Genomic DNA, 18043 nt, shown 5'->3' with positions numbered 1-18043 from the left:
CGATGCTGTCGGAGTGGATCGAGTTCAATCCCAGGGTGCAGATGGAGAAGGGCAAAACGTACCCGTTCGTGGGTATGGATGTATTGCTGCCGGGTAAGCGATTTGTGAGCGCAGAACAAGAGCGAAAGTTCACGGGAAGCGGTGCAAAGTTCTGCAATGGAGACACGCTATTCGCGAGAATTACACCGTGCTTGGAGAACGGGAAGATCTCTCAGTTCATTGACGAGCGTGGTGAAAATGGGGCGTTCGGATCCACCGAGTTTTTTGTTCTTCGTGCGATTCCCGGAAAGTCGACGCCAGCATACGTGTACTATCTTTCGCAAACGGACTTGCTCCGCGGGGTGGCGATTAAGAGCATGGTTGGTGCGTCGGGACGCCAGCGAGCAGATGTGCAGGTGCTCCGGGAGCTTCAGTTGGAAGCGCCGACGCTGGAGGTGCAAGTGCGGATTGGCAGTGTACTTTCGGCGTACGACGACCTAATCGCCACCAACCAGCGCCGCATCGCCCTGCTGGAGGAAGCCGCCCGTCGCCTTTATCGCGAATGGTTCGTGCACCTGCGCTTTCCGGGCCATGAGACCGTCAATGTGATGGATGGCGTTCCGGAAGGATGGGCTAGAACTGCTTTCTCCGATGTTGTACAGATCAATCCGAGAACACCGTTCGAGAAGGGTGTCGAACGCCCATTTGTCGAGATGGCCGCATTGTCCGAAAGGTTAATGGTGGTTGGGGAGCGCTCGTCGCGAGTCATCAGTGGCGGAGCGAAGTTCAGGAACGGTGACACGTTGCTGGCGCGTATCACTCCTTGCATCGAGAATGGAAAGACCGGGTTCGTCCAATTTCTGGAAAGCGACGATGCGGTTGCCAGTGGATCGACAGAATTCATCGTGTTGCGAAGCTCAAAGGCCAATCCGTGGTGGGTTTATTGCACGGCACGTGAGGAAAATTTTCGCGAGCATGCGATCCGCAGCATGTCCGGCTCCGACGGCCGACAACGCGTGAACACCGGCTCGTTCTCGCAATTTGAGGTGCTGCTGCCGCCCCAGAATGTGCTCGAACAGTTCGCCGCGATGGTGGCGGATTCGTTTACTCAGGTGGAGCAACTGACCAATCAAGTCAAGACGTTGGCCAAGGCTCGTGACGCCCTGCTCCCCAAACTGATGAGCGGACAGCTGGACGTCTCCGGCATCCCGCTCCCGGACCTGAAGGCTGCGTAGCCACAATAGGTGAACTTGCCAAACATAAATGAATACATTAAGGTATTCATCCGAATAGTGTCGGAGCTAGCCATGCCCATCACCTCACAGGACATCGTGCCCTTCAACAAGGTCCGCGCCGACCTGACCCGGTTGGCTGATGAAGTGCGCGCGGGTCACGAAAAGATCATCACTCGCAACGGCGAGAGCTACGTGGCGCTGGTGGATGCCCGCAAGTTGGACTATTACCACCGGCTCGAACGCGAAAAGCTCGCCCGGACCAACTCCCAGCTTGGCCTGTTGAATGACGTTGCCATCGGCTTGCAGGACCTCCGTGCGGGTGAGCCGGGCATTCCGGTGGAGGAGGCCAGGGCGCGCTCGCAGGCCCGGCTGGACGCGGCGATCGCCACTCGTAAGGCGGGCACCTGACGCATGGGGGTCTTCCTGGGCGCGGCTTACGAGCTCAGATTGGACGAGGCTGTCGCGCATCTGCTGGACGTTGGCGCGGATGCCGCGGCGCAGGCGCTGCTGGACCAGGCCTACGAGGCCCTTCCCAAACGTCTGGCGCAGGCACCGCGTATCGGACGCGAGTTCATCGTCCGCAACCCCGAAACGTCCGAGGTGCTCGCTGCCTGGGCGGCCGTGCGTGAGCTGCTGGGCGATGACATCGAGCTGCGCGAGTACATCCTGGGAGACTACCTGGCGCTGTATGTCATCCATCAGGATTGCATCCATCTGCTGACGCTGCGCCATCACCGCCAGTGCGGCTTCGATTTCAGCGAGGGGTGAGGGGATGAACGCAAGGGGGGATTACAGCGAAGACGGGATGATCCAGAAGCACGCTGCTGCGATTCTGGACGATCTCGGCTGGACATCGATCCATGCCCAGGCTGAAACCGAGGACAGGCCGCATCTCACCGGGCGCAGCAGCTTTACCGAGGCAGTGCTCAAGCCGGACCTGCGGGCAGCGTTGGAACGCCTGAATCCCGGCCTGCCGGAGGAGGCTTACCAGCAGGCCATCGATCAGGCGACCGCACACGACCATGCCAAGACTTTGGTCGCGATCAACCAGGACAAGCACGAGCTGTTGCGCAACGGCGCGCTGGTCTGGTTCAAGGACCGGGCCGGACGCGCCGTGGAGCGCCGCCTGCGGCTTGTGGACTTTAGCGAGAGCGGGCTGGACAACAACACTTTCAAGGCTGTGCGCGAGCTCTGGGTGCGCGGCTCGAAGAACTACCTGCGCCGTGCCGACCTGGTGGGTTACGTCAATGGCTTGCCGCTGGTGTTCGTCGAACTCAAGCGCTTCGATGTGGACTACAACGACGCCTACAAGAAGAACTACCGCGACTATCGCGGCACCGATGAATCCGGCAAGCAGGCCGCGATCGAAGGCACCATCGAGCAGCTGTTCCACTGGAACCAGTTCGTGGTCTTCTCCAACGGTCATGTCGCCAAGTACGCCAGTATCACGGCCACGCCGGAGCATCATTACCAATGGAAGCGGCTGGATGAGAACGACCCAGAACCGGCCAAGACCACGATGCAGCTCCCGATCCTGCTGCGCGGCATGATGGACAAGGCGCGGCTGCTGGATATCGTCGAGAATTTCGTCCTGTTCGATACCAGCGAAGGCAGCGCCAGCAAGATTGTTGCCCGCAACCACCAGTACCTGGGGGTGAATCGCGTCATCGCTCGCCTGCAGTCGGACGATGAGAAGGCAAAAGCCGAACTGGCGAAAGGTCAGCTCGGCGTGTTCTGGCATACGCAGGGCTCAGGCAAGTCATACTCCATCGTGTTCCTGACCGAGAAGATCAGGCGCAGGGTGTCAGCGGCTTATACCTTTGTGGTCGTCACCGACCGCACCGAGCTGGACGACCAGATTGCCGGCACCTACACCCACTGCGGGCGTGCCAACGCGAAGCATGACCAGGCCCAGACCGGCGCCAGCCTGAGGGCAATGCTCCGGGACAGCAATCGCAGCTACGTCTTCACCCTGATCCAGAAGTACCGGGAGCGCGTGACCGAGCCCTATTCGGAGCGCGACGACATCATCGTAATCAGCGACGAGGCGCACCGCAGCCAGTACGGGCGCCTGGCCCTGAACATGCGCAAAGGACTGCCCAATGCCAAGTTCCTCGGCTTCACCGGTACGCCACTGATCGAGGCGGCGGAGAAGCAGCTGACCCGAGAGGTGTTTGGCGACTACGTCTCCGTTTACGACTTCCAGCGCGCGGTCGCCGATGGTGCGACCCTGCCGCTGAAGTACGAGAACCACGGCGAGAAGCTGAAGATCGTTGATGACGATCTGAACGAGAAGATCACCCGCTATATCGAGGAAGCCAGGCTCGGAGCGACGGCGGAAGACCCTTGGACGGACGAGAAGGAGGATAAGCTCTACCGGACCTTGGCCAAGGAGTACTCCATCTTCACCTCGCCCACGCGCCTTGACGCGGTGGCGGAGGATTTCGTCAAGCACTACTCGCAGCGCCGCAATGCCGTGGCCGGCGGCAACAGCAAGGCGCTGATGGTCTGCATAGACAAGATCACCTGCGTGAAGATGTACGACCTGATCGCTGACAAGTGGAAGGTACTGGGCGACGTGCTGGAGAAGGAGCTGGTTGCCGACGAGTTGGCTTATACCGCCAAGTTCCCTGATCGCCCCTTCCCGAAAATCATGCAGCAAAAGCGTGAACGCCTGGAATGGATGCGCGAAACCGAGTTCTGCGTGGTGGTCTCCAGCGAGCAGGGCGAGGTGGAGGAGTTCAGGAAATGGACCAACCATCGAGGTGAGCCGCTCGAAATCGCGCCCCACCGGGCAAAGATGACCTCACGCAACCTCGAGAAGGACTTCAAGAAGGCCGAGAACCCGTTCCGGGTCGCCGTCGTCTGCGCGATGTGGCTGACCGGCTTCGACGTCAAGTCACTGGCCACCCTGTACCTGGACAAGCCGATGCAGGGCCACACGCTGATGCAGGCGATTGCCCGGGTCAATCGCGTCGGCGGGGGCAAGGCGAACGGCCTGATCATCGACTACAACGGCATGATCAAGAGCCTGCGCAAGGCGTTGGCGACCTTCGCCCAGGGCGACCGTGACGGCAGGGTCGAAGTAGGAGAAGGCGAGGATTCAGGCTATTTGGAGGACGACAGCCAGGGCATTGCCGAGTATGCGGAGAGCATTCGGCACGCGACCGAGTTCCTGGCCGACCTCGGGTTCGAGCTGCAGGACGTGATCGATGCCCAGGGCATGGACAAGGGCGAGAAGATCCTGGAGGCGTGCGACTTGCTCGCGGCCAGCAATGAGCGACGAAAGACGTTCATGGTGATCGTGGAGGACGTTGCCGCCAAGTACAGGGGTCTGTTCCCGAATCCGGGCCTGTTCGCCTATGACGCCCAGGAGAGCGCCCTCAATGCCATCTACAACAAGCTGCAGGCAGCACGTACGTCGCCGGACATCACCGGGTTGCTACAGGGCTTCTACGACGTGGTGGATCTCGGGATCGGCCTGGAGCAGAGGGCCGGTAAGGCACCTGCACAGTTCGATCTGAGCACCATCGACTTCGATCGTTTGCGGGTTGAGTTCCAGAACATCAAGCAGAAGAACCTGGTCGCGCTGAACCTCATGGAGAAGATCGACGAGCGACTCAAGGCCATGCTGGAGGAGAACCCGACACGGGTCGACCTGTACGAAAAGTTCCAGCGCATCGTGGCCGAGTACAACGCCGACAAGGATGAGGCCGAGATCCAGAAAGTGATGGGGGAACTGTTCGCCACCCATGACGAGATGGACGAGGAAGCCAGGCGCTTTCAGCGGGAAGGCCTGGAGACCGAACAACAGCTTGCTGTGTTCGACCTGCTGCGGAAGAAGTCACTCGGCCGGAAGGATCGCGAGGCGGTCAAGAGGGCGGCCGTCGAGCTGCTGGCCAGGCTGGAGGAGCGCAATCTGCTGATGGGTCACCTGCGCGACATGGCTGCCAAGCAGGCGCAGTTGCGCCACGAGATCGAGAACCACCTGTGGGCCAGCGGAATGGCCGACATGGGCTATTCCGAAGACGAGGTGGTGAGCAAGGGCGATGCCGTGTTCGCGTATCTGTTTGCCGGTGCTGCCAGCGGCAGTGCGCGGATGCTTCACTGACGCGAGTCAGTAGGCCTCCCCTCAGGCCAATATCGTCGAAGATCTGGCTAAGTTGCTGAAGTGAGTAACTCTCGCCATCTGTCTTCAGTTCCACGAACCAGTGAAAGTAATTTTTCACCCGCGTAACACTACCCTATGAGCAGGGATAGATTCGATGAGTGGTAATCCACAGTAATCAGTCCTGGGTTGTCCCCATAGTGATAGGGGGCAAAGCCTTCGCGCACTTACCGTTTCCTCACGGATCATTTCAATTGCTCAAGACCGGCCAAGGCAACCTGGCCGGTCTTTTCATTTCCGCAACCAGCAAAAAGGGTAGTGCATCGATGGCAACGTTTCATCTTCAAATCAAGAGTGGAGGTAAAGGAACCGCAGGTGATCATGCGGATTACATCGCTAGAAACGGCTTTCATCGCAGACACGATGATCTGGTTCATGCGAGCCATGGGAACCTGCCGCATTGGGCGGCCAATGATCCGAAGGTTATGTGGAGGGCCGCGGACAAGTACGAGCGCAAGAACGGTGCCGCCTACCGCGAGGCGATCATCGCGCTGCCTACAGAGCTGACATCAGAGCAGAACGCGGCCTTGGTGGACGATATCGTTGCGAAGCTGACACCTGGAAAGCCATACCAGCTTGCAGTCCATGCTCCATCATCTTCGCTGGAGGGTGAGGCAAATCCACATCTCCACCTGATGACGTGTGATCGCATGGATGATGGAATCGAGCGCTCTGCAGGCCGCTTCTTCGCTCGGCACAACAGCAAGCGTCCGGAAGATGGTGGGCGCAGGAAGGCCAGTGGAGGACGCAATCGAATGCAGCTCAGGGACGAGGTCATTGCGATGCGAAAGTTGGTGGCGGATACCATCAATCAGCATTTGGAGATCAACGGGCATGCTGCGAGGGTCGATCACCGGACGCTCAAGGAGCAGGGTGCTGACAGAAGGGCTGAACGCCATCTCGGGCCGGCGAGGATCCGAGGGATGTCACCGCAAGAGAAGGCCCAATACGTTTCGTTACGTCGAAATGGCAGGCGCGATTCCGTCTGATCTGCCTTGGGGCGCCGATGGGCTGGCGGGTCAGTGCCGTGACCCTCGCGGTGTGCCGGCAGGCCTGCACTGGGGGCGATTTGCGATACCTGTAGCAGAATCGCACCTCGTGCAGGCCTGTCGGCGGACGGGTAATGAACGAAGCCGCCCCGTAAACGGGGCGGCCACGATTGCTGTAGTTGGCAAGGTCTCCTATTAGGTGGTGACCTGGCTGAAGACGGCCCCGTTCAAGTGGATCCAGAGCCTGCCCTTTCCTCGGGCGGCGTCCTGATGCACCACGCGAACAGAGTCCTCCATCTGCAGTTGGTGGAGCGCCGCTTCGAAGCGTCCCTGGTTCCGGATCGGGCCGCTCTTTCGTACTTCGTTGCGCAAAGCCACCCCATATCCTGCACACCAGTAGCGCCTCCACAGGTACATGACCAGAGTACGAACATCCCTAGCCTGCTCAGGCTCGTGATTCCTGTCTCCGAATACATCGAGGAATTCTTGGAAGTGCCAGCCCACGACTTCCAGCGCCCGCTCCAGAGTTTCCTTACTGATCAGGTTGCCCTCTTGTGCGCTGAAGTGATGCAGGATTGCGGCAACCCGCCCCGTGATCTCCATCGATTTGGATGCGAAGTCCCGAATGCTGGCCAGATCACCATCCTGACGCAGGCGCGGTTCGATCGCGTTCTGAGTTTGCACCCAAAGTTCTTTCGCCTCTTGTCTGAACGCGAGCGTCTTACGGGTGTTATCACCGGCGATACGACGTGCATGTGCGGCCGCGAGAAGCTCGCTTACACGCCGATGGAAGCGGGGCAGCTGCTCCCAGGCAGGTTCCTCAAGTGACATGAAACGGAAGCCCTGTGTGGACGCGGGCCAAGCGACGAGGTATCGCGCAAGGTGACCTGATCCGCGAGCCATCTCGCCCCGCTTGTTCATGAACTCCCTGAAGACCCGTTCCTGCACCATCATGCTGATGGTCAGGCGGGGATTGGTGACCACGATGCTGTCGTCCGCGCGATCCAAGGTCAGTGTCGTGGCGCCGTCCCAAGCCTTGTTGAGCGTGCCAAGCTTGTTCATTGCACCTCCTTTGAGCACGATTTCGCCTTCATCGCTCAGGATTGCAATCGACTTGCCATCGCCCTGCATGCTTTCCATCAGGGGGCGTTCGGTGATGTTCTGGTGCACGATGCGACTGAGGACAGGTCTGGCGGGCTCACGCGCGCCATGGCGGATGAGTTCTTCACGGAGTTGCTCGATGTCGTCGTCCATGCCGTTGTCCAGTGCCTTGGCCACCTTGCGTTGCAGGGACGCCTCCTTTGCATCCCAAAGGCGCCGATCTGCCTTGTGCGCGAGCACGGCCTGGACGTGATCCCGTGCCACCTTCTCGTCGTGCTCGTAGATGGGCGCGCCAACAATGCTGTCGGTGGCAGACTTGCGTTCGCCGGAATCGGCAATGATCAGGACATCCAGCGAAACCGGGCGGATCTGGCCAGTGGGAAGTTCGACATCCACATCTCCCTGCGAGGCGATGGACATCGCCGTGAGGAACGAACCGGCGATCAGCGCGTCGGGCGCTTTCAGGTTGTGCTGGACTTCCAGGATCGCGTCCCGGATGACGCTGTACATGGCGTGGATGGGGTAGGCGCGAGGAAAGTAGGGAGTGTTCATTCCGTACCCTCCTCGGCACCGCCGGAGCCCGGAATACCGCGGATCTTCTGGGCCTCCGTCGCCATCATCTCCTTGAAGCGGGCAGGATGGAGCTTCAGCCCTCTTTGCGCGAGGGTGGCCAGGATCGCCTTTTGGGTGACGTTCTTCTCGAGCATTTCGACGATTGCCGGATAAAGCAGCGAGAACAGCTGCCCCTTTCGGTGCTGAGGGTTGGACTGCAATTCCCGAAGCGCTCCCATGATGTCGTCGGCTTCGGACTGAAGGTCATTGTTGATGTCGTGCTGCATTTTTCTGTACCAAGATTCTTGTGAAGTGATTCGCCACGTTGTGAGTGGCGGGGTGTGGCAGGGAGCGTCTAGAGCAGCGCCCCGCAGGACAGTCGCGAACCAGTCGCGCATCTACTGTCAGTCCACACCCCCTCTGGCCTGCATCAGGCCAAGGATGTAGTCGTCAATCTCGTGCTCAATGAATCCGACGCTTGAGCCGTAGCGCACGGGCTTCGGCAGATCAGGGTCGAAGTAGGGTGATTTCCGATCGAGACGCGTGTAGAGCGTGGAGCGCGCGAGGTTCAGGCGCTTCGTCGTCTCGAGCAGGGAAATGATTTGGAGTCGCTGCGAATTCATGAGTGTGTCGGCAAGCTGATGCTTGGACACACGTTAAAAATTCGGAGAGAAAGTGCCGATCCCTAGCAGGTGCTATACGTTTTTATAGCAGCTATGATGCTATCTAATAGCCGCTATTCAACGAAATCGTGGCGCCAGCGTTGCCGCTCACGGCTTGCATCCCTACGAATCTGCATTGATCAGTGCCCGCGGCGGTGTTCAGCGGGTTCGTCTGCTGGTGGCCGGCAGAACGTTTTTAACGTCGCTTCGCTTGAGCAGCGCACGCCACTGATAGTCAGTTGCACTGAATCCGGGAACTTCATCGGCCACTTCAAAGAACCGCCGATGGACCTCCTGGCGATTCTTCCATCCGTTCTTGGGTGTGGCGGCAATGAGTTTGCGGGCGACAGCGTCTTGAAGCTGCTTGGCGTTCTCGCCCTTCTTCAATCCGCCTTTGCGGCCATATTGTTCTAGCTTCGCATTGATGGCCTGTTCTGGCGTAGCCAGGGACTCGGCTTCATTGATGCCAATGAGGTAGCCCAATTGCTCCGATGCTTGGACGAGATAGGACCAGGCAGCAGATTCTTGGTTCTCTTGGATGGCGGAGTGGGCTGCATCCAGCAGCGCGATCACCGCTTCGCGCTTTATCCCGTTGAAGAAGATGACGTCGCTGCGGTTGGACGTCTCGGGTGTCCTGTCGAACGTAGCCGCGAGTCCTGCCAGGGTTTCCTCTATGCTCTTTTGTTCCACACGCACTACCTTCGACATCGACTCATGTACCTGAGAAGCTTAACGCGGCGACCTGTGAGCTGGTGCGCTCGACGCGGTTTTTGAATCGACCGAGTGACCCAAGGGGCATTTTTAGTTCCGGTTGAAGCCGTGGTTGCGTGATAGCAGAACGGACTTCCAGTGGCTCTCCCTTTCGCAGAGATCGGCCTCGGTTGCCGACAGGTCAGCGATTTCCAGGACGGCAAAGCGCAAGGCGTGCCGCCGTTCCTCGGATGCCTCGATGCCGAACTCCTGGCGCAGGGCGACGTTGCCCCCGTGCCCGTTGGCGGCATACGCGCACCAGCGCCGCCAGATGCCGTCGGCGCCCGATGCCTTGCCAACGTAGAGCCGGCCAGTGGCCGTGTCGGTGATGACGTAGACCCCCTTCACCGACGACAAGGCCGCGCTCCAGGCGGCGGACTGGTTGCGCACCACAATGTCCAGCTGCGCCTTGGTGAGGTTCACCGCCTTGAAGCCTGGAAAGTCTGCGATCGACAGTCGCTCGGGTAGCAGTTCGACCACAGTGAGATCGTTTGCCAAAGTCTCCCCGCGGAGGTAGGAAGGCCGTCCCGTGTAGACGCTTTCCAGATAGAGGCGACCGACCCACTCCTCGCAGGAGGGCACCCGCTCAAGGGTGTAGAAGTAGTGGGGCTTTGGGTCGGCTTCTTCCACATAGTCGATGGATCGGAATAGTCCAGCGTAGAGCCAGCGCGTGGGGGAGCCCGCGTTGACCAGCGACACGACGAACTCGCGCTGGAAGTTGCGCTTGGTCTGCCAGCGCTGCCACCAGTCGAATTTCCCTTCCAGGAACACGTCCAGCGGCCGCTCGTTGCCGTTGTAGCGCGCCAGGTGGACCTTGGCCTTCGACGCGTCAAACGCGGGCTCCCATACTTTGAGCAGGTCGAAGAGTCGCATCGGCTTAGAGCCCCGAGTGGCGAGCTTGGCACCGCGCCGCGTGATCGGCCAAGTGCGCCGCGTTGGGGCGGTGGGCCGGTGAAGCGGGCAAGGCCAGCGCCTTGCCCTGCAAGGCGGCGTAGTCGGTGGTGAGCAGGGACGGCGCCAAGGCCACCGTATGCACGGGGGTGATCCACAGTAGTTGGCAATCGAAAAGCGTGTGGAGGTCGGCGCGCAGCAGCAGGCCGTTATCCACCCGGTTGGTATGTATGCCCTTGTAGGGCAGCACGTGCGCGGCTTCCAGCACTTCAATCGCCGAGCACCCGGTGATGGCGCAGCGGCCGCCGTAGGCGTCCAGCAGCTTGGCGCGGAACAACGGCTGGCCGCGGCGCTGGGCCACGGCGCGCATCGCCCACACGCGGGCGTCGTGGTCGCTGTCCACTGGAGCGGTGAACGCGCCTGCCTGCGCGTCTGCCTCCACCCGCGCCTGATCGTCCATGATCAGGGGTCTGGCTTTCCACTTTCCGTCGCCACCCTTTTGCAGGTCCACGTGCCCGTGGTCCGCTGGATTGAACAGAACGTAGCGCGTGCGCCGCGGCGGGCCGGGATCGACCAGCTTGAACAAGCGGTCGTGCGGGTGATCTTGGTCGCTTCGCCAGTTCGTGCGCGAGTAGTTGTAGTGAACTCGGCTGGGCGAATTGACCGTGAACAACTCCAGGTCAGCGCGGGCGTTGCCCAGCGGGTCGTGAGGGTGGCGCGACAGGTCCCACTCCTCGACCTCGGCCAGCGACGCGCTGCCCAAGGCCTCAATGGCGTCTACGGCTCGCCAATACTTGACGCCATCGCGTCCCGGCTTCTGTGTAGCGGCCATCGGCTACGTCCCCTGCCAATTGTCGCCACGGCCCATGGAGGTCAGCCCACGCGCGGCGCGATGAAGAAGACTGGATAGTACTTTCCTGTACAGCGTGGGACTATTGCTTCACTGCTCACAGCGATCGTCAGGCTTCGAATCCAGTCCCCTTCTGGGGAATGTGAGTAACGGTGCGAGTAACCGCAGCTGGCCGCCTGAGAAAAGTTCTTCCCCAACAATCTCTTGTGGAATGAATGTGATTGATGGTGGGCCACCACTAAACGCCTTGCGGCTCAACGGTTTATCCGTTTTGCTTCTTGGTGATGTTGGAGACTCCTGAAAAATGTCCCGAGAAATCGGGTATTTTTTTGCTTCGACGACTGGAACGTCGTGATCATGGGAGTCGAGCATTCCCTCGTCCTTATGATCGCCGCTTTGTTGCTTGACGGCTCTGTTTCCCGACGTGTCGGTGATGCCGCGATGCTTGAGGCCGTGCGGGCTGAATCACTTGGATTCTGCGTTGACGCCGTCGGTCATCGCAGCGGTGATCATCTTCTGCCACGCTGTATCTGGACCATCTTTCGTCACCTGGTCGCCGCTCTCTGCGATGAAGATAGGACGCTGCTCAGGCTTGAGCAGCGCGAGACGCGCGCTGTTGCGGTCCCGTGCAAGGATCTTTGCACGCAATGCTTTGGCGTCATCCCATGCCGCCCGTAGCTCAGGAGTCCAGCGCGCGATCTTGTCTTGGCTCCCGAGGTCGTCCCAACAAAGGCCGGCTCTGTCCAGGAAATCCTGGGAACTCCAGTCATCGGCGCTTAGTAATCGGGAAGGTCGCTTCCGGCCAGTGGGCGCACGTCTTGAACAAGATGCACCAGCACTCGTCCCGGCTCTTCGGTTGCAATCATGTGGGCCGAATTTTCAAACCACACTATTTTTTTGAAGGGCGCGTCGACCTTTGGCAGCCAAGAGGCGACGTTCTCGGAGGGCGTCGTATTGTCATGGCGACCCGCGAAAATGATGATCGGCGTATCGAACCTGGTGAAACCGGTCAGGTCCAGCTTTGCCTCTTGAGGAAGAAGAGACTTCAGCGACATGGACGTTCCGCTATCGATGGCCTCTATGTCCTTGTCCGAATATTCGGGAGACATTTCGATTGCATTGCCGTACCAGCCGTGCGAGCTCCTGCCGGCAGTCAGCCCTCCATAGTGCCCCGACCATTTCCTGAGCACACGGGCCTTCTCCAACGGCGTACTCCCGTCCACATTCGGATATGGGGCGATGGCCTCAAGCTCCTTGGTGGCCTGTGTGTTCCCTGCCTCTCGCGCAAACTGCAGTGTATTGGCGTATCCGACACGCTCATTGTCGTGACCGTTCAGCAGCTGACCTTCGCCCACGTACGCATAGAGCCACTCTGGATGGCGCTTGGCCAAGCTCAGCCCGAGCACGCTCCCCCAGGAATGTCCGAGCACAAACACTTTTTTCTTGTCGTAGTGCTTTTGCAGATACTGCACTACCTCGCCAGCATCAGAGATCATGCGCTCAATGGTCAATGTTGGCTCGACCAACTTGGCATCATTGGACGCGTGTGTTTTTCCCGCACCTCGCTGATCCCATTGAACTACCGTGAAGTAGTCTTCCCAGCCGGCTTGATATATCCAGCCCAGGGGCATTTCCACCGAACCCGGCCCCCCGTGGATGACCAGCAGGATTGGGTTTTGGCGATCACGTCCGCGAACGCTGATCCATTGCTTTATGCCCCCGATCGGAATCTCAAGCTGCTCCTGAACGCCATTGGGCGACACAATCTTCTGAATATCACCGATTGCAGACCTCACTTCTTCCCGCGTATATCGTTGGTCTTCTTCAGCCAAAGCGGAGGAGGAGTAGCAAAGAATTGATGCAGCCAAAGCGAACGCTATGTGTTTCATTGTTCGAGCCGATCCCTTTTTTCACGAACTTTACAGCAATCACAGGCAAGCCATCTCAGCTTCGCTGCACTTCAACGTTTGATCGTGAGAGGCTCGAATTTTGTCCAGCGAATCGCTTGCGATGGAGGCCGTCAGGGCCTTGAGCCCAAGATAGATATTGGTTTGTCTGACTTCACACATGCGTACCACGAGTTGGATAAGGCCAGCGCTTCAGTGGCTGTGTTGATCATGGGGTATCTCCCTTCTGCTGAACGGCCGGTGCTTTATACGGGCTGCCTTGTCCGATAGAAAGTCTTGTGCTCCTCGCGTGCCAGCTTGGGGAGTTGTAAGCAAGGCGTGCTGTATCAGCGGCGATGCGGCAGCCTGGAGCGGCTGCAACCTGGAGCAGCAAATCACCTACCCAGTGATAGTCGAACTGCAGTTGGTCGAACCTTGGAGTCTTTTGGCGGCTCGCGTGCTGCCGTGCCTGATACAACTCCTGCAGGGCTACATCTGCCTGAAGCTCATTGGCACGACGCACGACGCACGCGAATCCATTGTTGCGGCAGTGGTTGCCGTTGCCCCGACTCCGGACCTCGGTCGGCCACGAGAGGCTTGGCTAATGGTACCGATTTCGATCAGATCGTATTGCGAATCATTCGCAATTGACTTAACGTATCGCCCGCCGGCATCGCGCCGGGCCCTTTCATGAGACCTGTCGATGAACTTCCGTCCTTTGGCCTGCCTGCTGCTGGCCGCTGCGGTACTGCCTGCCCAGGCGCATACGCCGTACCTCGCCCCGGCCACTTTCAAGGTGCAGCCGACCAGCACGGTTACCCTCGATGCCAGCTTCGCCGAGCACTTCTTCGTGCCCGAAGTAGTCTTCGACAACAGCGAGTTCGTCGTCACCGATCCCGATGGCGTGCAGCACGCACCCGACGTGGTGCAGCGACTGAAGACCCGGGCCGTGGTCGAGCAGACCCTGCCGGGCAAGAAGGGCACGTACCGCTTCTCTACCGGCAACCGCCTTGGCGCCGTGTTCCGCACCTGGGAAGTGGATGGCCGCAAGGAAAGCAGCCGTGATCCGGCCAAGCCGCTGCCGGCTGGTGCCACCATGCTCTCGCATTACCAGAGCCTGTCGCGCTCGGAGGTCTACCTGACTGCCGGTGAGCCGACCCGGCAGGCCCTGGTGCCCTACGGCAAGGGCCTGGAACTGGTGCCGGTAACCCATCCATCGGACCTGTATGTCGGTGAGCAGTTCGTTTTCGAGGTGCATTACGACGGCAAGCCGTTGCCGGTACAGAAGGTGGAAATCCACGCCGCGCGCGGTGATGACGAGATCCAGCCGGCTCCGGTCGAACTGACCACCGATGCTGCCGGTAAGGCCTCGTTCGCCTTGCGGGAGCCGGGCACCTATCTGGCCCTGATCCGCTACCGCGGGCCGGCGCCGGCCGGGGCCGCCGCGCCGGAGTATGGCAATAACTACACGCTCAGCTTCCGCGTGCTCGAACCCTAAGCCGCTTTCCAACACGGATATCCCCGATGAAAACCTCCTTTGCTGTTGCCACGCTGCTGGCAGCGGTGCTGGCCCCGCTTGCCTCGGCGCAGGCCGCCGCGCCGCCCGTGGTATCGCCGACGGTTACCGCTTTCCTGGCCCAGTTCGATCCGGACAAGACTGGCGCAGTGAGCTGGGAAGCCTTCGAGCAGTTCCGTCGGCAGCGTTATGACGCCACCGATGCCAACAATGATGGGCACGTCGATCGCCAGGAATACGTGGACGAATACCTTCAGCGTTTCGACGTGCGCCTGGCTGACGCGCGTGCCGGCCACCTGCGGCAGACCGATACCCGCTTCAAGGCGCTGGACCGCGACAAGAACGGCAGCATCAGCCGGGCCGAGTTCGATGCCGCCGGTGAGCGTACCTGGGCCGGCTACGAGAAGAGCCAGGACGCCACCCGGGAAACCGCTGCCAGTGACAACCGCGATCCGCTGAAGATGCCGACCTCGCACACCGCCAACGGCATGCTGGAGTTGTACGACCGCAATGGCGATGGACTGGTTGAGCGCGCTGAATTCGATGCCGCACGTGGTGCGACCTTCGCTGCTGCTGATACCAATAGCGATGGCGTGCTGGATCTGGCCGAATATACCGCCGAGTTTGAAGGCCGGCTGGACGCGCAGCGCAGCAAGGTTCGCGACGCGGCAAGCCGCCAGGCCGGTGTGCGCTTCGCTTCGCTGGATGCCGACAAAGATGGCCGCATGACTTTTGCCGAGTATCAGGTGTCCGGAAAGCGCCTGTTCGACCGTGCTGACAGCAATGGCGATGGCATCGTTGACGCCCGCGATCCCGAGCCGGTTGCCGGTGCCCATTCGGCCAACGGCAACCGTTGAGCCCCGCGTACCGGACGCTGCATGCTACGGGTCGTTTCAGTTTCTGCAATGACACGGCGCTCGCGCGGCGCCGATGCCCCCCAGCCGGCATGGTCCATGTGATCGAGCAGCCAGGAAAGGCGTATTCCCGCCATTACCTTTCTGTGGAGATCTCCAATGAATGCAGCTGTATCCCTGCTTGCGCTGGCCGTTCTGGCCAGCCTGTCCGGCACTGCCCGCGCCGAAGCGCTGGCTGACGCGTCTAACCTGGACACAGTCCGGGTCGAGGCCGAGCGGGCAAAGAAGAGTAAGTCGCGCAACCAGAACGTGACCGTGCTCAGCGCCGCCGATCTCGATGCCGAGATGGCCAACAACATGGAAGATGCCATCCGTTACATCCCGGGCGTCAGCGTGGTCGACATGGGCCGCTTCGGTGACAACGGCTTCAACATCCGTGGGCTTGAAAGCGATCGTGTGGCGGTCATCGTCGATGGTCTGAGCCTGGCCGAATCGGTGGAGACGGCGCGCTCCTACGAGTTCTTCCGCAGCGGTCGCGGCGATGTGGACATCGATACGCTGAAGAGCCTGCAGGTGATCAAGGGCGCGGATTCGATCACCTCCGGCAGCGGTGCGCTCGGCGGTGCGGTGGTATTCACCACCAAGGACCCGGCGGACTATCTCAAGCCTGAAGGCAACGACACCCATGTGGGGCTGAAGCTCGGCTACAGCGGCTCCAACGACGAGAGCATGGGCACGCTGAGCTTCGCCAACCGTACCGGCATCGTCGAGTCGATGCTGGTCTACACCCGCCGCGAAGGTCATGAAAGCGAAAGCTGGTACGACAGCACGGTGGACCAGATCGGCGTCGGTCGGCGTACGCCGGATCCGGTCGACAGCACACGTGACAACCTGCTGGGCAAGGTTGATCTGCAGTTGTCGGACGCGCACACGCTGGGCTTCATGTACGAGCGCGGCCGCGCCCACAACCAGGTCGACAATCTTTCCCGCGTCTACGCGCCGGGCTACCTGGAGCGCAAGGGCGACGATCGCAATGACCGCGACCGTTATGGCGCGACCTGGCAGTGGCGTGCAGGCAACGCCCTGTTCGACACGCTTGATGCACAGCTGGATCGCCAGATCACCGACAGTCGCGGCGTTACCCGCATTCTGGCCGGCAGCGGTTGCCCGGGTGGCGGTGCTCCCTGCAAGCGCAGCGAAGACCGCGCCACCGAGCAGACGCTGGACCGCGCAGCGCTGGATTTCAGCAAGGTGTTGGAAGGCCCGGTGCGGCATGACATTGGCTACGGCCTGGCCTGGCAGCAGCGCGACATCGACTACACCGCGGTGGATACCCGTTGGAATGCGGCCGGTGACATTGCCAGCGTGGAGCATGACCCGCGCCAGGTGCCCATGACCGATGCACGCTCCTGGAACCTGTACGTGCGCGACAGTTTGAGCCTGTTCGACGAACGTCTGCTGCTCAGCGGTGGCCTGCGCTATGACCGCTACGACTATTCGCCACAGGTGGACAGCACTTTCGTCGACAAGACCGGCAGCGTACGTGACCTGCGCTTCTCTGCACCGAGTTGGCAGGTGGGGGCGGAGTTCCGCTTCCTGCCCGACCATGCGCTGTGGGCGCAGCTGGGCCGTGGCTTCCGAGCACCGAGCGTGGCCGACCTGTATTCGCCGACCAGCGCCAGCGCCGCCTTCGATGCAGTGAGTGGTGCACCGATCCAGCTGGATACCTCGATGTCGAACCCGGACCTGGATGCAGAGAAGAGCCTCAACATCGAACTGGGTTACCGCTGGACCATCGATCGCGCGCAGTTGGGGTTCTCTGTGTTCCGCGACCAGTACGACAACTTCATCGAGACGGTGACCACGGCGGTACCGCATGCCAATGGTTACCGCACAACGGCAACCGGCCCCGTGCAGTACACCTACAACAGCACGATGCCGATCAATGCGGGCAAGGTGACGGTGAAGGGCGCCGAGCTGGAAGGGCGCTGGCAGATTGCCGACGCGTGGTCGTCGCGGATGGCGGCGGCGTACAGCAAGGGCGAGAAGCACAATGGTGATCCGCTGGAGAGCATCGTGCCGGCCAGCGCGGTACTGGGTGTGCGCTATGCACCTTCGCCGCTGTGGAACGTCAGCGCCAACCTGACCCATGCCTGGGGCAAGAGTGCCAGCGACGCCTACACCACATCGGCCAATGGCACGCAGGTGGTACCGGCGTGGACGGGCAAGGCCGATGGCTACACGGTGCTGGACCTGACCGGCAGCTGGAACATCACCTCGCAGCTGCGGGTGACGGCGGGCATCTACAACCTGACCGATCGCGAGTACTACCTGTGGCAGCGCGTGCGGGTGATCAACAAGGGCAGCAACACGCTGTACGGCTACGTCAACGATGATGGCATTGGGCGCTACAGCGAGCCGGGTCGCAACGCCCGTGTCACCGTCGCGTACTCGTTCTGAGTCGTGGGGGCTGAGCCCCGCCCCTTGCCCCTGGAACAACAGCGCAGACAATGCGCTGTTGTTCTTTGGATGGGCCGGTGTGGTTCTACATGCAGGCGACAACGCTTCCAAATGTATCGCCCAACTCTACCCAAACACCGGCTAAGCTCA

General features: G+C 60.6%; 17 protein-coding genes. 8 read left to right on the top strand and 9 right to left on the bottom strand.

The window, feature by feature from the left end:
• Positions 1 to 2: 2 nt before the first annotated feature.
• From ACVOMB_RS09815 to ACVOMB_RS09795, 5 genes are all read left to right on the top strand, one after another.
• The gene (locus tag ACVOMB_RS09815) at positions 3 to 1214 is read left to right on the top strand and encodes a restriction endonuclease subunit S (RefSeq protein ID WP_239544486.1); all 1212 of its coding nucleotides are present in this window, start codon (positions 3 to 5) and stop codon (positions 1212 to 1214) included.
• Positions 1215 to 1286: 72 nt separating this feature from the next.
• Entirely contained in the window at positions 1287 to 1622 is a 336-nt protein-coding gene (locus ACVOMB_RS09810; RefSeq protein ID WP_099470523.1) for a type II toxin-antitoxin system prevent-host-death family antitoxin, read from the top strand.
• Between the two features lie 39 nt (positions 1623 to 1661).
• Positions 1662 to 1982, top strand: a complete 321-nt coding sequence (locus tag ACVOMB_RS09805; protein WP_143566023.1) for a type II toxin-antitoxin system RelE/ParE family toxin — start codon at positions 1662 to 1664, stop codon at positions 1980 to 1982.
• Positions 1983 to 1986: 4 nt separating this feature from the next.
• Positions 1987 to 5325 (top strand): type I restriction endonuclease subunit R, encoded by a 3339-nt coding sequence (locus ACVOMB_RS09800; RefSeq protein WP_111188969.1) that lies wholly within the window; start codon positions 1987 to 1989, stop codon positions 5323 to 5325.
• A 251-nt stretch (positions 5326 to 5576) separates the two neighbouring features.
• A complete protein-coding gene (locus ACVOMB_RS09795) occupies positions 5577 to 6371 on the top strand; it encodes a MobA/MobL family protein (protein WP_242899276.1) in 795 nt (264 codons plus the stop codon).
• A 195-nt stretch (positions 6372 to 6566) separates the two neighbouring features.
• Here the strand turns inward: ACVOMB_RS09795 and ACVOMB_RS09790 are convergent, their stop codons facing one another.
• From ACVOMB_RS09790 to ACVOMB_RS09750, 9 genes are all read right to left on the bottom strand, one after another.
• Entirely contained in the window at positions 6567 to 8024 is a 1458-nt protein-coding gene (locus tag ACVOMB_RS09790) for a YfjI family protein (RefSeq protein WP_099470526.1), read from the bottom strand.
• On the bottom strand, positions 8021 to 8311 hold the full coding sequence (locus ACVOMB_RS09785; RefSeq protein WP_099470527.1) for a hypothetical protein: 291 nt from the start codon (positions 8309 to 8311) through the stop codon (positions 8021 to 8023). Before ACVOMB_RS09785 ends, ACVOMB_RS09790 begins: the two co-directional genes overlap by 4 nt.
• A 117-nt stretch (positions 8312 to 8428) precedes the next feature.
• Positions 8429 to 8677, bottom strand: a complete 249-nt coding sequence (locus ACVOMB_RS09780; protein ID WP_111008288.1) for a helix-turn-helix transcriptional regulator — start codon at positions 8675 to 8677, stop codon at positions 8429 to 8431.
• Positions 8678 to 8845: 168 nt separating this feature from the next.
• On the bottom strand, positions 8846 to 9394 hold the full coding sequence (locus tag ACVOMB_RS09775) for a hypothetical protein (RefSeq protein WP_099470529.1): 549 nt from the start codon (positions 9392 to 9394) through the stop codon (positions 8846 to 8848).
• A gap of 93 nt (positions 9395 to 9487) precedes the next feature.
• Entirely contained in the window at positions 9488 to 10309 is an 822-nt protein-coding gene (locus ACVOMB_RS09770) for a GIY-YIG nuclease family protein (protein ID WP_099470530.1), read from the bottom strand.
• 4 nt (positions 10310 to 10313) lie between these two features.
• Positions 10314 to 11159: an HNH endonuclease gene (locus tag ACVOMB_RS09765; protein ID WP_241900157.1), complete on the bottom strand. Its 846-nt coding sequence runs from the start codon at positions 11157 to 11159 to the stop codon at positions 10314 to 10316.
• A gap of 108 nt (positions 11160 to 11267) precedes the next feature.
• Positions 11268 to 11549: a hypothetical protein gene (locus ACVOMB_RS09760; protein WP_481530991.1), complete on the bottom strand. Its 282-nt coding sequence runs from the start codon at positions 11547 to 11549 to the stop codon at positions 11268 to 11270.
• Positions 11550 to 11642: 93 nt separating this feature from the next.
• On the bottom strand, positions 11643 to 11825 hold the full coding sequence (locus tag ACVOMB_RS09755) for a hypothetical protein (protein WP_481530990.1): 183 nt from the start codon (positions 11823 to 11825) through the stop codon (positions 11643 to 11645).
• A gap of 128 nt (positions 11826 to 11953) precedes the next feature.
• Positions 11954 to 13066, bottom strand: a complete 1113-nt coding sequence (locus ACVOMB_RS09750; protein ID WP_481530989.1) for an alpha/beta hydrolase — start codon at positions 13064 to 13066, stop codon at positions 11954 to 11956.
• Between the two features lie 700 nt (positions 13067 to 13766).
• Between ACVOMB_RS09750 and ACVOMB_RS09745 the strand changes: the two genes are divergently transcribed.
• The 3 genes from ACVOMB_RS09745 to ACVOMB_RS09735 all read left to right on the top strand — a co-directional run bounded on the left by ACVOMB_RS09745 (position 13767) and on the right by ACVOMB_RS09735 (position 17893).
• Positions 13767 to 14561 carry a DUF4198 domain-containing protein gene (locus ACVOMB_RS09745; RefSeq protein WP_481530988.1) on the top strand — a complete coding sequence of 265 codons (795 nt, stop codon included), beginning with the start codon at positions 13767 to 13769 and terminating at the stop codon, positions 14559 to 14561.
• Between the two features lie 26 nt (positions 14562 to 14587).
• Complete coding sequence (locus ACVOMB_RS09740) at positions 14588 to 15436, top strand: EF-hand domain-containing protein (RefSeq protein WP_481530987.1); 849 nt, start codon at positions 14588 to 14590, stop codon at positions 15434 to 15436.
• 156 nt (positions 15437 to 15592) lie between these two features.
• Entirely contained in the window at positions 15593 to 17893 is a 2301-nt protein-coding gene (locus ACVOMB_RS09735) for a TonB-dependent hemoglobin/transferrin/lactoferrin family receptor (RefSeq protein ID WP_481530986.1), read from the top strand.
• The last annotated feature ends 150 nt before the right edge of the window (positions 17894 to 18043 follow it).

This window comes from Stenotrophomonas sp. STEN018 (assembly GCF_056760235.1).
The sequence above is the reverse complement of the archived record's forward strand: the minus strand, read 5'-3'. Positions and strand labels throughout refer to the sequence as shown.

What these genes read in the sequence shown, in the direction of transcription:
- ACVOMB_RS09815 (WP_239544486.1), top strand. Translation starts at nt 3, where the DNA reads ATGCTGTCGGAGTGGATCGAGTTCAATCCCAGGGTGCAGATGGAGAAG.
- ACVOMB_RS09810 (WP_099470523.1), top strand. Translation starts at nt 1,287, where the DNA reads ATGCCCATCACCTCACAGGACATCGTGCCCTTCAACAAGGTCCGCGCC.
- ACVOMB_RS09800 (WP_111188969.1), top strand. Translation starts at nt 1,987, where the DNA reads ATGAACGCAAGGGGGGATTACAGCGAAGACGGGATGATCCAGAAGCAC.
- ACVOMB_RS09790 (WP_099470526.1), bottom strand. Translation starts at nt 8,024, where the DNA reads ATGAACACTCCCTACTTTCCTCGCGCCTACCCCATCCACGCCATGTAC.
- ACVOMB_RS09785 (WP_099470527.1), bottom strand. Translation starts at nt 8,311, where the DNA reads ATGCAGCACGACATCAACAATGACCTTCAGTCCGAAGCCGACGACATC.
- ACVOMB_RS09775 (WP_099470529.1), bottom strand. Translation starts at nt 9,394, where the DNA reads ATGTCGAAGGTAGTGCGTGTGGAACAAAAGAGCATAGAGGAAACCCTG.
- ACVOMB_RS09770 (WP_099470530.1), bottom strand. Translation starts at nt 10,309, where the DNA reads ATGCGACTCTTCGACCTGCTCAAAGTATGGGAGCCCGCGTTTGACGCG.
- ACVOMB_RS09765 (WP_241900157.1), bottom strand. Translation starts at nt 11,159, where the DNA reads ATGGCCGCTACACAGAAGCCGGGACGCGATGGCGTCAAGTATTGGCGA.
- ACVOMB_RS09760 (WP_481530991.1), bottom strand. Translation starts at nt 11,549, where the DNA reads ATGCTCGACTCCCATGATCACGACGTTCCAGTCGTCGAAGCAAAAAAA.
- ACVOMB_RS09750 (WP_481530989.1), bottom strand. Translation starts at nt 13,066, where the DNA reads ATGAAACACATAGCGTTCGCTTTGGCTGCATCAATTCTTTGCTACTCC.
- ACVOMB_RS09745 (WP_481530988.1), top strand. Translation starts at nt 13,767, where the DNA reads ATGAACTTCCGTCCTTTGGCCTGCCTGCTGCTGGCCGCTGCGGTACTG.
- ACVOMB_RS09740 (WP_481530987.1), top strand. Translation starts at nt 14,588, where the DNA reads ATGAAAACCTCCTTTGCTGTTGCCACGCTGCTGGCAGCGGTGCTGGCC.
- ACVOMB_RS09735 (WP_481530986.1), top strand. Translation starts at nt 15,593, where the DNA reads ATGAATGCAGCTGTATCCCTGCTTGCGCTGGCCGTTCTGGCCAGCCTG.